This window comes from Sphingomonas sp. GW821-FHT03E12 (genome assembly GCF_059420685.1).
In genome coordinates this window covers 237988-253263 of record NZ_JBWKUF010000004.1, presented here as the reverse complement: position 1 = coordinate 253263, position 15276 = coordinate 237988, and the positions used below count along the sequence as shown (strand labels likewise).

Here is a 15276-nt window from a genome sequence, read left to right as displayed (position 1 = left end):
CCCACGTTAGCCCAGCCTCGGCAACCGCGTTGATTTCAGCCGATGGCCTTTGTGGCCCCGGTTACCAGCACGATCTTCCCCATATGCGCGCCGCTTTCCATATGGCGGTGCGCCTCGGCGGCTTCGGCGAGCGGGAAGGTCCGGTCGATCACCGGCTTCAACTTCCCGGCCGCGACATGCGGCCAGACGTTGCGCTCAAGCTCGTCCGCAACCAGCGCCTTGAACGCAACGTCACGCGCGCGCAGCGTCGATCCGGTCAGCGTCAGGCGGCGGCGCATGATCTCGAACACCGGTATGGTCGCCTGCATCCCGCCCTGCGCCGCGATCGACACATGTCGCCCGTCATCGGCCATGCAGCGGATGTTGCGCGCCACATAGTCGCCCCCGACCATGTCGAGCACGACGTGTACCCCGCGCCCCTCGGTCACATCCTTGACCCGCGCGACGAAATCCTCGGTCCGATAGTTGATCGCGTGATCGGCGCCATGCGCCAGGCACGCCGCGACCTTCTCGTCGCTGCCCGCGGTCACGATCACCTTCAGCCCGAACAGCTTGCACAGCGAAATCGCCATCGTGCCGATCCCGCTGGTGCCGCCATGCACCAGCACGGTCTCACCCTCGACCGCATAGCCGCGCTCGAAGAGGTTGGTCCACACGGTGAACAAGGTCTCGGGCATCGCCGCGGCCTCGACCAGCGTCAGTGCGTCCGGCACGGTCAGGCATTGCCCGGCGGGTGCAACGGCATATTCGGCATAGCCGCCGCCCGCGACCAGCGCGCAGACGCGCTGGTGCATCAGCTCGGGCGGGACGCCCGCCCCCATCGCCACCACTTCGCCCGCGACTTCCAGGCCCGGAATCGTCGTCACGCCCGGCGGCGGCGGATAGGCGCCCAGCCGCTGGACGACGTCGGGGCGGTTCACTCCCGCCGCGGCGACGCGGATCAGCACCTCGCCCGCGCCCGGCTGCGGCACCGGCCGCTCGACGGGAACAAGCACCTCCGGCCCGCCCGGCACCTCCGGATCGATTGCCGTCATAAGCTGTGGCACGCGCGTCATGCTGCTCCCCCTTGCCGCCATGAATCGGGTGCCGGAGGCGCGACGTCAAGGCTTCAACCGTCTAATCTATCACCAGTTTATGCTGCCGGGGCCGCTTGACATTGCCCGGAGGGCATCCGACGCTGCACTGCAATGGACGAGGCCGATCTTCCCCGTCGCAAGGACGACCCCGCCGCGCAGCTCGCCCGGCAAGACCTCGACCCCTTCTCGGTCGAGGAGTTGGCCGAGCGCATCCAGCTTCTCGAAGCGGAAATCGCGCGCTGCCGGCAGAAGATGGAACGCGCCGTTAACCATCGCGCAAGCGCAGACGCCCTATTCAAGCGATGAGCGTAGAACCGGAGATCGGGCGCAACGCCATGAACTCCGGTGCGAGGCTCGCAGTGCTTGATGCGAAGGGCCGCACTTCCAACATTGGAAAAGACGGGCCGCATATCCTGATGGCCCGACTGGAGTTGTATCCGAATGCCTAGTTTCGCCTCCGCCCTGGAATCGACCCTCCACCGTGCTCTGGAAGCCGCAAGCTCGCGCCGCCACGAATATGCGACGCTCGAGCATCTGCTGCTGGCGCTGGTCGACGATGAGCACGCCTCGAAGGTGATGAGCGCGTGCGGCGTGGACCTGGACGAGCTCAAGACCACGGTCGCGCATTATCTCGACACCGAACTTCAGGCCCTGCGCGTCGATCAGGCGACCGACCCCTCGCCCACCAGCGGTTTCCAGCGCGTCGTCCAACGCGCGATCCTGCACGTCCAGTCCTCGGGCCGCGACGAAGTGACCGGCGCCAACGTGCTCGTCGCGCTGTTCAGCGAGCGGGAGAGCTATGCCGTCTATTTCCTGCAGCAGCAGGATATGAGCCGCCTCGATGCCGTCAGCTTCATCAGCCATGGCGTCGGCAAGGGCGCGACCCCGACCGATACCGCGCCGCCCAAGGGCGCGATGGAGGAAGAGAAGCCGGCGAAGAACGAGGGCGGCAAGAAGAGCGAAAGCGCGCTCAAACAGTTCACCGTCGATCTCAACGAGAAGGCCAAGGCCGGCAAGGTCGATCCGCTGATCGGCCGCGGACCTGAGGTCGACCGCACCGTCCAGATCCTGTGCCGCCGCTCCAAGAACAACCCGCTCTATGTCGGCGATCCCGGCGTGGGGAAGACGGCGATCGCCGAGGGCCTTGCACGTAAGATCGTCGAGGGCGATGTGCCCGAAGTGCTCAAGGAAGCGGTGATCTACTCGCTCGACATGGGGGCGCTGCTCGCCGGCACCCGCTATCGCGGCGATTTCGAGGAGCGGCTGAAGCAGGTCGTGTCGGAGCTTGAGAAGCTGCCCCACGCGGTGCTGTTCATCGACGAGATCCACACGGTGATCGGCGCGGGCGCAACCAGCGGCGGCGCGATGGATGCGTCGAACCTGCTCAAGCCGGCGCTGTCGGGCGGATCGATCCGCTGCATCGGTTCGACGACCTACAAGGAATTCCGCAACCACTTCGAAAAGGATCGCGCGCTGCTGCGCCGGTTCCAGAAGATCGACGTCAACGAGCCGACGATCGAGGATACGATCAAGATCCTCGCCGGCCTGCGCACCGCGTTCGAGGACCATCACAAGGTCAAGTACACCCCCGACGCGATCAAGTCGGCGGTGGAGCTCAGCTCGCGCTATATCAACGACCGCAAACTGCCCGACAAGGCGATCGACGTAATCGACGAAGTCGGCGCGATGCAGATGCTGGTGCCGCCGTCCAAGCGCAAGAAGACGATCACGCCGAAGGAGATCGAGGCGGTGATCGCGACGATGGCGCGCATCCCGCCGAAATCGGTCTCGACCGACGATACCAAGACGCTCGCCAATCTCGAGACCGACCTGAAACGCGTCGTGTTCGGGCAGGACAAGGCGATCGAGGTGCTTGCATCGGCGATCAAGCTCAGCCGTGCCGGCCTGCGCGATCCGGAAAAGCCGATCGGCAACTATCTGTTCAGCGGTCCGACCGGCGTCGGCAAGACCGAGGTGACCAAGCAGCTCGCCGAGCTGCTGGGCATTCCGCTCCAGCGCTTTGACATGTCCGAATATATGGAGCGCCACAGCGTCTCGCGCCTGATCGGCGCGCCTCCGGGCTATGTCGGCTATGACCAGGGCGGGCTGCTCACCGATGCGGTCGACCAGAATCCGCATTGCGTGCTGTTGCTCGACGAGGTCGAGAAGGCGCATCCGGATCTGTTCAATATCCTGTTGCAGGTGATGGACAACGGCAAGCTTACCGACCACCACGGCAAGACCGTCGATTTCCGCAACGTCATCCTGGTGATGACGACCAATGCCGGCGCGTCCGACATGGCGCGCGAGAGCATCGGTTTCGGCGAGATGAGCCGCGAGGATGTTCAGGAAGACGCGGTGAAGAAGCTCTTCACCCCCGAATTCCGCAACCGCCTCGATGCGATCGTGCCGTTCGACTATCTGCCACCCAAGGTGGTCGAGCGGGTGGTGGAGAAGTTCATCCTCCAGCTCGAGCTGCAGCTCGCCGACCGCGGTGTCCATATCGCCCTCGACGATGCGGCGAAGGCGTGGCTCACCGAGCGCGGCTACGACAAGCTCTATGGTGCGCGCCCGATGGGCCGTCTCATCCAGGAGAAGGTCAAGCAGCCGCTGGCGGAGGAACTGCTGTTCGGCAAGCTCGTCCATGGCGGCGAGGTCGAGGTGAAGCTGAAGGACGGCGCGCTGACCTTCGCGATCACCCCCGCAGCGCCCAAACGGCCCAAAAAGGGCGGCGGCAAGAAGACCGTCGCAGCCAAGGCCAAGTAACGAAAAAGGGGCGGGATCACTCCCGCCCCTTCTTTCATTCACTCCGGCTCACGCCGCGAGCGCTGCACCGGAAAGGCTGCGCGCCGCATCGAGCGCCGCTGCGATGCCTGTCACACGCGCTTCATCGCCCATCGCAAGCCCCTCGGCCACGATGAATTCGGGGACGATCCCGATGAAGCCGAACACTGCCTTGAGATAGGTTTCGGCGTGCTCGAACGATGCGGCGGGTGAACCCTCGCCATAGAAGCCGCCACGCGTCAGCGCGACGATCACGCGCTTGCCGCCGGCCAGTCCCTTGGGTCCGTCGGGTCCGTAGCTGAACGTCTGACCCGCAATCAGGACACGGTCCAGCCACGCCTTGAGCTGGCTTGGAATGCCGAAATTGTAGAAGCCGGCGCCGATCACCACGACATCGGCCGCAAGGAACGCCTGCAATTCGCCATTGGCTGCAGGATCGCCAAGTATATCGAGCGTGAGGTGCGGGAGCGGTTCTCCGGCAAGGTCACGATAGGTGGTTTCGATCGCGGGATTTTCGGCGTGCAGCCGCTCGGCGATGGCTGCGCTGACCGCGCGGCTCGCCGAAACCGAACCGTTGATGCTTGAATCGATGTGAAGCAGTTTCATGGGTCAATTTCCCTGGTCTCGATTTGTGACCAGGACTAGCTATGTAACCACCCCAAACGCGCCAAGAACGCATATTTTTGAGGCCAGGTCACATGCCTATGACTTCCCTGCCCCTTCCGCATTCGCCGGGTGGCCGCGAATGCCAGACGATCACCAGTATCCTTGCGCGTGTCGGGGACAAATGGACCGTGCTGGTGGTGATGACGCTGTACCAGCGGTCGCACCGGTTCAACGAGCTCAAGCGTGCGGTGGAGGGGATTTCGCAGCAGATGCTGACGCGGACGGTGAAGGCGCTCGAGCGCGACGGGCTGGTCGCGCGGACGGTTCATCCCACCGTGCCGCCGCAGGTCGAATACCGTCTGACCGATCTTGGCCATTCGCTCTCCGAACCGGTCCTCCAGCTCGGCGCCTGGGCAGCGGCCAATCTCGCCGTCATCCACGCCAATCGCGACGCCTATGACCGCGCGGAGGATCAACGGCCGGCGGTGTGAACTTCGTGCGTTAAGCCATCATTATCTTTACCAGTTGTTCGCTGACTCGGCGTAGACCCCCGACATGGTTCGTGGCTTTGCCGCCCTCCTCGGAACGCTGTTCGCGGCGCTGATGCTGCTCGCGGCCCCGGCGCATGCCCAAATCGCGAATCTCGGCGCCGGCCAGGTCGGCCGGCCGCTCAGCGTCTGCGTGCTGCGCGCACAACCGGGCGACGTTCCCGCGCAGGTGATCCGTCAGCCGCAACGCTTCGACTGCACGACTAGGCAGACCGATTTCGGCCCGGGCGACTATTGGGTGATCTCGAACCCGATCGGCGAATATTCGTCGTTCGACAATCCGCTGGTCGCGCGGCTGGGCAGCGTGTGGCAACAGCGGCTGACGCTCCACATCCTCTACGCCGACGGCAAGCTCGCCACGATGGCGGACGACAATCGCGGCATCACCAAACGTATCCAGCTCGGCGCGATCGTCGAATATCCCCTTCCCCACACCCATTCGGCGATCCAGCGGCTGATGTGGAAGGTCGAGGGCGCCGGCAATCTGCGCGGGATCGTCGTCGGCCCGCGCCTTGCGGACAAGGCGCAGAGCGACCGTTCGAACCTGGTCATGGCGGCGATCTACAGCGGCTTTGGCGGTCTCGCGCTGGCACTGCTGGTGTACAATTTCGCGCTCTGGGCTTCGCTCCGCTACCGGTTCCAGCTCGCCTACTGCCTGATGGTCGCGGCCCTGATGGCCTATGCCTTCACCTCGTCGGGGGCGATGGCCTGGCTGGTGCCCGATATCGCCAACAACGACCGGCTGCGCCTCAACTATCTGCTGCTCACCCTCGCCTGCTCCTCGGCCTTGCTGTTCGCGCGCGCCTTTTTCGAGGAGCATGTATTCGGCCCGCGGCTGCGGCTGACGATCCGGATCACCGTCGCGGTGCTGATCGGCACCGGCGTCTTCTTCGTGATGTTCGCGCCGCTCGGCGTGCAGTTCGTCGATCGCGTGTACAGCTGGGTCTTCTTCGGCGTGCTGATCTGCGTCACGGCAACGTTGTGGAGCGCCTGGCGCGGCCGTTCCAACTTCCTCTGGGTGTTCGCGCTTGCCTGGGCGCTGCCGATCTTCGCCGCCAGCCTGCGCACGCTCGCCAATCTCGGACTGATCCGCTGGAACTTCTGGCTCGACAATTCGACGATCCTGTCGATGGCCGCCGAGGCGCTGATCTCCTCGGTCGCGATCGCCTACCGAATCCGCCTGCTCAGCCGCGAGCGCGACGCCGCGGTTGCCGCGGAAACGGTCGCGCGCCGCCTTGCCGATACCGATCCGCTCACCGGCCTGCTCAACCGCCGCTCATTCCTGGCCCAGGCGATCGGCCGGGCGGGCGCGCAGACGCTGCTGATCCTCGATCTCGACCATTTCAAGCAGGTCAACGACACGCTCGGCCATGACGGCGGGGACGAAGTGCTGCGCGTCGTCGCGCGCACCCTGCGCACCATCGCGCCGCCGGGCGCGCTCATCGCCCGCTTCGGGGGCGAGGAGTTCGCGATCGTCACCGAAATGAGCGAGCCGATCGATCCCAACGTCATCCTCACCCGGCTGCGCGCCACGCGGATGCCGTTCGACCTGCGCGTCACCGCCAGCATCGGCAGCGCGACCGGCCCGCTCAGTGCCGAACCGGACTGGAAGGCGCTCTATCGCGCCGCTGACACCGCCTTGTTCGCGGCCAAGTCCGCCGGCCGCGACCGCGCGCGCACCGCAAGCAAGGCTGCCTGATCGCAGCCGATTTTGCGGTCCAATTCAGTTGCCGTTCAGCCGTCGCGTGCGTAATGACCCGCGGCGTTGGGAGGCCGCGGACGATGGACAGTTTCAGCAAGCGCAGGATCGCACTCGCCGGTAGCGGCGCGGCATTGCTGGCGCTGACGGCGCTGTCGCCGCACACGGCAAATATCCGCATCATCACCCATGACGTCACCGACACCGCACCGCGCAGATTCCAGGCAGCGGTCGATCTCGGCATAATGGCCGTTTCGGTGCTCTATACCTGGACCGCAAAGCGCGCGAGCCGCTGAATCCTGCCGCGTTGACTCGCCCTGCGAGTTGCTTACATTCGTGTAAATGAGCGATCCCGAGCAGGTCTGGCGTACCGCCTATCGTCACCCCGGTCCCTGGGATCAGCCCTTGCCGCCATTGTCGATGGCCGCCGCGTTCGATGACTCCGCACGGCGCATGGGCAACGCCCCGCTGCTCGACTTCATGGGCCGGCATTACAGCTATGCCGAGACGCTCGACGGCGCCAACCGCGTCGCCTGCGGCCTCAAGGCGCTGGGCTATGGCCCGGGCGACCGGATCGGCCTGTTCCTGCCCAACGTCCCCCATTATGTCGCGGCCTATTACGGCATCCTCAAGCTCGGCGCGACGGTGGTCAATTTCTCGCCGCTCTACTCGGTCGAAGAACTGGAGGCGCAGGTCGAGGATTCGGGCACCCGCCTGCTGTTCACGATCAGTGCCACCGCACTGCTCCCCACCGCGCTCAAGGTGCTGGAGGCGAGCAGCCTGGAGCGGCTTGTCGTCGGATCGGTCGCAGGCGCGCTCCCTCCGGCCAAGTCGCTGCTCTATCGCTGGTTCAAGGCCAAGGAAGTCGCGGAGAAGCCCGACGACCCCCGCATCATCGCCTTCTCCAAGCTGATCGCGAACAACGGCGCGTGCGAGACCGCGGCAATCGATCCCGAGACCCATCTCGCGCTGATCCAGTACACTGGCGGCACCACCGGTGTGCCCAAGGGCGCGATGCTCACTCACCAGAACCTGTCCGCAAATGCACGGCAGGTGGCCAGGCTCGACCCCGAGCTCGGCACGACCAAGGACAAGGTGCTGGGCGTGCTGCCCTTCTTCCATGTCTTCGCCAACACCTGCGTGCTCAACCGCACCGTGATCACCGGGGGCGAGATCGTGATGCTCCCGCGCTTCGACGCGGCGCAGGCGCTCGACGCGATCACGCGCACCCGCCCGCTCGCATTGCCCGGCGTGCCGACCATGTTCCAGGCTTTGCTCGACCATCCCAAGGCCGCCACGACCGACTGGTCGAGCCTCAAATATTGCATCTCCGGCGGCGCGCCGCTTCCGGCCGAGCTCAAGACCCGCTTCGAAGCCGCGACCGGCGCCAAGCTGATCGAGGGCTACGGCCTGTCCGAAAGCTCGGGCGTGGTCTCCGCCAACCCCTACAAGGCCGAGGGCAAGCCGGGCACGATCGGCCAGCCGATCATCGCCACGCGCGTGCGGCTGGTGGACAAGGAGGATCCTTCAAAGCCCGCCGCCGAAGGCGAGCCGGGCGAGATCGTTGTCGCCGGACCGCAGATCATGGGCGGCTATTGGGACCGGCCGGAGACCGACGACAGCACCTTCGTCATCGACGCCGCCGGCCAGAAATGGCTGCGCACCGGCGATGTCGGCCAGATCGACGAGGATGGCTTCATCAAGATCGTCGATCGCCTGAAGGACATGATCGCCGTCGGCGGCTTCAAGGTCTTCCCCAAGCATATCGAGGAAGTGCTCTACCGCCACCCGGCAGTGAAGGAGGCACTGGTGGTCGGCATGCCCGATTCCTATCGCGGCGAGACCCCGCGCGCCTATGTCTCCCTCAACGACGATGCGGAGGCGGTGACGGGCAATGCGCTGCGCGACTGGCTCAACCCGCAGCTCGGCAAGCATGAGCGCGTCGATGCCGTAGTGATCCGCGAAAAGCTGCCCAAGACGATGATCGGTAAGCTCAGCCGCAAGGATTTGCTGATCGAGATCGCGGCGGAGGCCAGCGTCTAGGCGACGCGAGTTGTGCTCCCGGTATTTGTCAGCATTCAGGCACCGCCTGAATGCTCGAAACTGGATGGCTGGCAGACAAGCACGTCGGAATGGTCAACTGAGCAGCTTGGGCGGCGTTGCCGCAATGTAGCGCATCCCGACGCTCGAACCGCCTCGGACAGTTTTTCAACCTCATGCGTGAGCACAGGCCCGAACTCCATGACACCAAGGCCGCGATTCCATTCCGGCAACCGCCCGATGCCTACCCCTTTGCCGCTCAGCGCCACCGTCAATTCCGCCAGGCAATCCGGATTGCCGGCGACCGCAACCCGCCAGTGCGTTGGCCCAGTCGCTTCAGGTTCGCCGCAAGACAGAAGCAGCGAACACGATAGCGGTGCGAATACGCTCATGCGCCTCATGAGATATTGTTACTTCACCGCATTAGCGTCTGCAATTGGAGTCGTTTGCAGTCGGACAGCTTCTGGCGCGGCGCGATGAGTGCGCAACGACCGGGAATGGGTGGGAACCTCGCACGCGAACCTGTTCTTATCGCAGACCGGCATAGCCGCGCCGATCTTGCCTCAATAGGATCGTCTCATGAATCGACGGCTCATCATCTGCCTACTGCTTTGGCCTTCCGCTGCAGCGGCCGAAGAGCGCGCGAGATTGCCATCAAAATTTGCGGCCGCGGCTGCAGCTGAAGCTCACGACACAAATATTTGCCATGCGTTGATCGACGTTTGCGACGGCATCGCCCCTGCCAGACCAGAGTGGGTAAAGAAGTTGTTCTGCCGACGATTGCGGCGGGACGGGGCGATATGCACGTTCCGGTATGTCGGACAGACTTGCCGCGCGCGCTTCGTGCATTCGAACGACACAGCAGATGGTTGGCGTGTCGCCTTCGTTACCGAGGCCTCAGGGGATACGACGTCACGTGTAAATAACGTCCGCAATGGGGTCGTATCCGGCATATCGGCTTCCAGGCGATGACACCGAAAATCGAATGTCAAAGGCGCAACCGGCCGCCCCCGTCCCGACCTACTCCGCCAGCATCACCGCCTTCAGATTCATGAACTCGTGCAGGCCCCATGGCCCCAGCTCACGGCCGTGGCCGGACAGCTTGACCCCGCCGAACGGCGCTTCGGGCGTCGAGGCGAGGAGCTGGTTCACCGCGGTCATCCCGCTTTCGATGTCGCGGACGAAGCGGTCGATCTCCGCCTGATCCTTCGTCCACACGCTCGACCCCAGCCCGAACGGCACATCGTTGGCCAGCGCGATCGCCGCGTCGATATCGTCCGCGCGGAACACCATCGCGACCGGCCCGAAAATCTCCTCCTGCGCGAAGTCCGCATCAGGATCGACATGGGTGAGCACGCCCGCGTCCATCCACGCGCCGTCGCGGTCGATCTTCGCGCCGCCGGCGAGCGTCGCGCCGTCCGCGACGGCCCGCCCGATCTGTTCCAGCACCGTATCGCGTTGCTCGACGCTCGACAGCGGGCCCATCTCGATGCCGTCCGCCATCGGATCGCCGATCTTCACCGCCAACGTCGCGGCGGTGAACCTCTCCAGGAACGCGTCATAGATGTCGGCATGCACGATCATCCGCTTGGCGCAGATGCAGCTCTGCCCGGCATTCTGGACGCGTGCCTTCACCGCGGTCGCCACCGCCTTGTCGAGATCGGCGGAGGGCATGACGATAAACGGGTCCGATCCGCCCAGCTCCAGCACGACCTTCTTGAGTGCCCGCCCCGCCGCCTCGGCAACCTTGGCGCCGGCGCCCTCGCTCCCGGTCAGCGTCACCGCCGCCACGCGCTTGTCGGCGATGATCCGCGAGACCTTGTCGGACTTGATGGCGAGGTTCTGGAACACCCCATCGGGCGCGCCTGCCGCGCTCACCATCTGCTGGATCAACGCCGCGCACCCTTGCGTCAGCGAGGCATGTTTGAGCAGCCCGACATTGCCCGCCAGGATCGTCGGCGCCAGCCAGCGCACCACCTGCCAATAGGGGAAGTTCCACGGCATCACCGCCAGGATCGAGCCCAGCGGCAGCCAATGCCCCACCGCCCGCCCGCTCGCGGTCTTGGTCTCGACTGGCGCGAGATAGTCCGGTCCCTTGACGGCATAATGGCGGAAGCCCGCGATGCATTTCTCGACCTCGGCGATCGCGGAGGCGAGCGTCTTGCCCATCTCCTTCGTCGCGGTTTCGGCGAGGTGGCGCTTGTTCGCCTCGAACTGGTCGGCGATGGCGGTCAACAGCGCGGTCCGCTGGCCGATCTCGCTTACCCGCCACGACCGGAACGTCGCCTCCGCCCGCGTCAGCGCGGCTTCGATGCCGTCATCGTCGAGCGCCGCAAAGGCCGCGCCTGCTTCGCCGGTCGCCGGGTTGATGCTGGTGAACATGCGCGTCTCCTTCATGGGGCAAGATGGCCGGGGCAATGTAGGGACGCCGATCGCATTGCGGGAGGTTGAATTGGTTCGACCCGCAGCGCATAGCGACGTCATGACCGAGGAGACCGACATCGCCGCGCTTTCGTTCGAGGATGCGCTGAAGGAACTCGAACGAATCGTATCCCGCCTCGAAAGCGGTGACGCGCTGCTCGATGAGGCGATCGCCCTCTACGAACGCGGCGACGCGCTGCGCGGGCAATGCGCCGCCCGGCTCGATGCGGCGCAGGCCCGGATCGAGGCGATCCGCGCCGATGCCGACGGCCGCGTCGCCGGCACCACGCCTTTCGCGGCCGGATGAGCCAGGCCGTGGCGCAGGCGAGTCTCGCGCTTGAATCCGCGATGCGCGACGTGGCGGAAGAGATTGACCGTCAGTTCGATCTGCTGCTCGCCATCCCGGCCGATCCCCGCGCGCGCCTTTACGCGGCGATGCGCCATGCCGCGATCGGCGGGGGCAAGCGGCTCCGCCCGCTCCTGACCTTCGCCAGCGCGAGCCTGTTCGCGGTCGACCCCGCCTGTGCCTCGCGCGCCGCAACCGCGGTCGAGTGCATCCATGTCTATTCGCTGATCCATGACGATCTGCCCGCGATGGACAATGACGATCTGCGCCGCGGCAAGCCGACCGTCCACCGCGCCTATGACGAGGCAACGGCGATCCTCGCCGGCGACTGCCTCCATGCGCTCGCCTTCGAGGTGCTGGCTGATCCCGCCACGCATGGCGACCCCTTCGTCCGTGCCGAGCTGGTCGCCGAGCTCGCTCGTGCCGCCGGCCCTGCCGGTATGGCGGGCGGGCAGATGATGGACCTGATGGCGGAACAGTCGAGCTTCGACCTCGCCACCGTCACCCGCTGCCAGGCGCTCAAGACCGGCGCGCTGATCTCCTGGGCGGTCGAGGCCGGGGCGATCCTCGGCCGAGTCCCGCCCGAGGGGCGGACTGGCCTGCGCGGCTATGCGCGCGACATCGGCCTCGCCTTCCAGATCGCCGACGACCTGCTCGATGCCGAGGGCGACGAGGAGGCCGCGGGCAAGAAGCTGCGCAAGGACGCCGATGCCGGCAAGGAGACCTTCCTCACCCTGCTCGGCCCCGAACGTGCGCGCGAACAGGCGGGCCTGCTGGTCGAACAGGCGATCGCCCATCTCCACGCATTTGGAGCGGAGGCCGACCTGCTCCGCGACATCGCCCGCTATGTGCTCGAACGCGACCGCTAAGGGAATCACAGCATGACCATCCGCACCGGCGTATACCCCGGCACCTTCGATCCGATCACGCTCGGCCATATGGATATCATCCGTCGCGGCGCGAAGCTGGTCGACCGGCTCGTCATCGGCGTCACCACCAACCCGTCCAAGAACCCGATGTTCACCGTCGAGGAGCGGATGGAGATGGTGAAGCGCGAAGTCGCGGGGATCGCGGGCGAAATCCATGTCGTCAGCTTCGATTCGCTGCTGATGGACTTTGCCGAGCGCGAAGGGGCGAGCGTCATCGTCCGCGGCCTGCGCGCCGTCGCCGACTTCGAGTATGAATATCAGATGGCCGGCATGAACCAGCAGCTGAACAGCCGGATCGAGACCGTCTTCCTCATGGCCGACGTCTCGCTCCAGCCGATCGCCAGCCGCCTGGTCAAGGAGATCGCGATGTTCGGCGGCGAGATCGCCAAGTTCGTCCCCGCCACGGTGCGCGACGAGGTGGCTGCGCGCGTCGAGGTGATTGGGCGAAAGGGATCATAGCCCCCCATCGCGCCGCAATTCCGCCACCAGCAGCAATCATTTTGCCGCGGCGTGCGAATTGCTCTAAGCCGCTGCAACTCCCAGTCCCGTGAGGATGTCGATGCGTTTTGTTGCCCTGATTCTTGCCTTTTCGGCCTCGCTCTTCGCCCTCCCGGCAAGCGCACAATATGTGCCCGGCCCCGCCGGCCGTGCCGCGCCGCCCGCCACGACCGACAAGGAGAATCTGTGGCTGCTCGATCTGTCGACCGGCGGCCGCGTCACGATCTGGCTGCGCCCCGACGTCGCGCCCAAGATGGTCGAGCGGATCAAGGAACTGACTCGCCGCAAATTCTATGACGGCCTGGCCTTCCATCGCGTGATCGAGGGCTTCATGGCGCAGGGCGGTGACCCCAAGGGTGACGGCACCGGCGGATCGGACCTGCCCGACCTGCCCAAGGAGTTCAACTATCTGCCCCACGGCCGCGGCGCCGTCGCAGCGGCGCGCGCGGAGAGCGAAGACAGCGCCAACAGCCAGTTCTTCATCATGTTCATGCCCCGGCTCGGCCTCGACCAGAAATACACCGTGTTCGGCCGCGTGCTCGAGGGCATGCAATATGTCGACGCGATCCCGCGCGGCGAGCCGCCGGCGGAACCGGCCAAGGTGCTCCACGCCTATATCGCCGCCGACAATCCCCCGGCCTACGCGCCGCCACCGCCGCCCGCCCCGGTGCAGGCGCCCGCGCCGCTTCCGCCCGGCCCCGGCAAGAAGTGACGGGCCGCCCGGTACCGCCGGGCGCAACCACACGATGAACGTCGACCTGTTCGATTTCGATCTGCCGCCCGAGCGTATCGCGCTGCGTCCGGCCAGCCCCCGCGATTCGGCGCGGCTGCTGGTGCTCGACGGCACGCTGACCGCGGATCGCAGCGTCGGCGACCTTCCCGCGCTTCTCGCCCCCGGCGACCTCCTTGTCTTCAACGACACCCGCGTCATTCCCGCCCAGCTCGAAGGCACTCGCGGAAGCCGTGATGACGGCGCGCAAAGCGCGCCTGGGCCGAAGATCGGCGCAACGCTCCACAAGCGCGAGGGGCCGCGCCACTGGATCGCCTTCATCCGCAACGCCAAGCGCCTGCGCGTTGGCGAGACGATCGATTTCGGCAACGGCGTCACCGCCATCGCCGAAGCGCGCCACGACGATGGCAGCTTCACTTTGTTCTTCCCCGGCGACGAGCCGGTCGAGCTGCTGCTCGAGCGCGCCGGGCGGATGCCGCTGCCGCCCTATATCGCCGCCAAGCGCCCGACCGACGCACGCGACGCCGACGATTACCAGACGATGTTCGCGAACGAGCCGGGCGCCGTCGCCGCGCCCACTGCAGCGTTGCACTTCACCCCCGGCCTCATGTCCGCGCTCGAAGCCGCTGGAATCGGGCACACCACCCTCACCCTCCATGTCGGCGCGGGCACCTTCCTGCCGGTCAAGGCCGACGATACCGACGATCACCGCATGCACGCCGAATGGGGCCGCATCGATCAGGCGACAGCCGACAGGCTCAATGCCGTCCGCGCCGCTGGCGGCCGCGTGATCGCCGTCGGCACCACCAGCCTGCGCCTGATCGAGAGCGCCACGGGAGAAGACGGCGTGATCCGCCCGTTCGAGGGCGACACCGCGATCTTCATCACCCCGGGCTACCGCTTCCGCGGCATCGATGGCCTCGTCACCAACTTCCACCTGCCGCGTTCGACGCTGTTCATGCTGGTGAGCGCGCTGATGGGGCTGGACCGGATGCAGGCAGCCTATGCCCACGCTATTGCAGAGGGCTACCGCTTCTATAGCTATGGCGATGCCAGCCTGCTCCTGCCCGGAAAGCCCGCATGATCCTTCTCGCCGCAGCTCTTTTCCTCGCCGCCGCCCCTGCCGCGCAGCAGCAGCCCGCCGCCCCCGGCGTGCCGCTCCAGCCCCCGCAGCCCGGCTCCGAACCGATCCCGCTGATGATCGCCGAACCGGTGGCGATGGCGATCGCGGCGTTCGATGCGGACGGCGACGGCATCGTCACCCGCGCCGAATATGACGCAGGCGTGAGCAAGAGCTTCGACGCGGTGGCGAAGGGGCAAGCCTCGATCGGCTATATCCAGTTCGGCGACTGGTCCGAACGCTGGCTGGGTAACCGCAACGCGCTGCCCAGCCCGTTCGAGGTCGATCAGGACGGCGACAATCGCATCAGCCTGGGCGAGCTTCAGGCGCGCTTCGCCCTGTTCTTCACGCGGTTCGACCGCGACAAGAACGGGTCGATCACCCGCGGCGAACTGCTCACCACCCGCCCGGCGCCCCAACCCGGCGGCCGCCCGGGTGAGCAGGACGACCGCCGGAAACGCCGGTAATATGGTTCAGCA

At 66.0% G+C, this 15276-nt stretch carries 15 protein-coding genes; 12 read left to right on the top strand and 3 right to left on the bottom strand.

Annotated features, from left to right (window positions below; translation table 11 throughout):
* Positions 1-35 precede the first annotated feature (35 nt).
* Positions 36-1055, bottom strand: a complete 1020-nt coding sequence (locus AC07TU_RS14455; RefSeq protein ID WP_495188621.1) for an NAD(P)H-quinone oxidoreductase — start codon at positions 1053-1055, stop codon at positions 36-38.
* 132 nt (positions 1056-1187) lie between these two features.
* Between AC07TU_RS14455 and AC07TU_RS14450 the strand changes: the two genes are divergently transcribed.
* Both AC07TU_RS14450 and clpA read left to right on the top strand, forming a co-directional pair.
* Positions 1188-1382 carry a DUF1192 domain-containing protein gene (locus AC07TU_RS14450; RefSeq protein ID WP_495188620.1) on the top strand — a complete coding sequence of 65 codons (195 nt, stop codon included), beginning with the start codon at positions 1188-1190 and terminating at the stop codon, positions 1380-1382.
* Positions 1383-1517: 135 nt separating this feature from the next.
* Complete coding sequence (clpA, locus tag AC07TU_RS14445; protein WP_495188619.1) at positions 1518-3842, top strand: ATP-dependent Clp protease ATP-binding subunit ClpA; 2325 nt, start codon at positions 1518-1520, stop codon at positions 3840-3842.
* Positions 3843-3890: 48 nt separating this feature from the next.
* Here the strand turns inward: clpA and AC07TU_RS14440 are convergent, their stop codons facing one another.
* Positions 3891-4466, bottom strand: coding sequence for an FMN-dependent NADH-azoreductase (locus AC07TU_RS14440; RefSeq protein WP_495188618.1), 576 nt, complete (start codon positions 4464-4466; stop codon positions 3891-3893).
* A gap of 92 nt (positions 4467-4558) precedes the next feature.
* On the opposite strand from AC07TU_RS14440, the gene AC07TU_RS14435 reads away from it, so the two are divergent.
* From AC07TU_RS14435 to AC07TU_RS14420, 4 genes are all read left to right on the top strand, one after another.
* Positions 4559-4957 (top strand): winged helix-turn-helix transcriptional regulator, encoded by a 399-nt coding sequence (locus AC07TU_RS14435; protein WP_495188617.1) that lies wholly within the window; start codon positions 4559-4561, stop codon positions 4955-4957.
* 64 nt (positions 4958-5021) lie between these two features.
* The gene (locus tag AC07TU_RS14430; RefSeq protein ID WP_495188616.1) at positions 5022-6713 is read left to right on the top strand and encodes a sensor domain-containing diguanylate cyclase; all 1692 of its coding nucleotides are present in this window, start codon (positions 5022-5024) and stop codon (positions 6711-6713) included.
* An 83-nt stretch (positions 6714-6796) separates the two neighbouring features.
* The gene (locus AC07TU_RS14425; protein WP_495188615.1) at positions 6797-7009 is read left to right on the top strand and encodes a hypothetical protein; all 213 of its coding nucleotides are present in this window, start codon (positions 6797-6799) and stop codon (positions 7007-7009) included.
* A gap of 46 nt (positions 7010-7055) precedes the next feature.
* Positions 7056-8756, top strand: a complete 1701-nt coding sequence (locus AC07TU_RS14420; protein ID WP_495188614.1) for a long-chain-fatty-acid--CoA ligase — start codon at positions 7056-7058, stop codon at positions 8754-8756.
* Positions 8757-9773: 1017 nt separating this feature from the next.
* On the opposite strand, the gene AC07TU_RS14415 is transcribed toward AC07TU_RS14420, so the two are convergent.
* A complete protein-coding gene (locus tag AC07TU_RS14415; protein ID WP_495188613.1) occupies positions 9774-11135 on the bottom strand; it encodes an NAD-dependent succinate-semialdehyde dehydrogenase in 1362 nt (453 codons plus the stop codon).
* Positions 11136-11235: 100 nt separating this feature from the next.
* Here AC07TU_RS14415 and AC07TU_RS14410 point away from each other — a divergent pair, with 100 nt between their 5' ends.
* The 6 genes from AC07TU_RS14410 (at position 11236) to AC07TU_RS14385 (ending at position 15264) form a co-directional block, all read left to right on the top strand.
* The gene (locus AC07TU_RS14410) at positions 11236-11481 is read left to right on the top strand and encodes an exodeoxyribonuclease VII small subunit (protein WP_066577469.1); all 246 of its coding nucleotides are present in this window, start codon (positions 11236-11238) and stop codon (positions 11479-11481) included.
* Positions 11478-12389, top strand: coding sequence for a polyprenyl synthetase family protein (locus AC07TU_RS14405; RefSeq protein WP_495188612.1), 912 nt, complete (start codon positions 11478-11480; stop codon positions 12387-12389). Before AC07TU_RS14410 ends, AC07TU_RS14405 begins: the two co-directional genes overlap by 4 nt.
* Before the next feature lie 12 nt (positions 12390-12401).
* Positions 12402-12908, top strand: coding sequence for a pantetheine-phosphate adenylyltransferase (coaD, locus tag AC07TU_RS14400; RefSeq protein WP_495188611.1), 507 nt, complete (start codon positions 12402-12404; stop codon positions 12906-12908).
* A 100-nt stretch (positions 12909-13008) separates the two neighbouring features.
* Positions 13009-13659 carry a peptidylprolyl isomerase gene (locus AC07TU_RS14395; protein ID WP_495188610.1) on the top strand — a complete coding sequence of 217 codons (651 nt, stop codon included), beginning with the start codon at positions 13009-13011 and terminating at the stop codon, positions 13657-13659.
* Between the two features lie 34 nt (positions 13660-13693).
* A complete protein-coding gene (queA, locus tag AC07TU_RS14390) occupies positions 13694-14761 on the top strand; it encodes a tRNA preQ1(34) S-adenosylmethionine ribosyltransferase-isomerase QueA (protein WP_495188609.1) in 1068 nt (355 codons plus the stop codon).
* Entirely contained in the window at positions 14758-15264 is a 507-nt protein-coding gene (locus AC07TU_RS14385) for an EF-hand domain-containing protein (RefSeq protein WP_495188608.1), read from the top strand. Before queA ends, AC07TU_RS14385 begins: the two co-directional genes overlap by 4 nt.
* Positions 15265-15276: the final 12 nt, after the last annotated feature.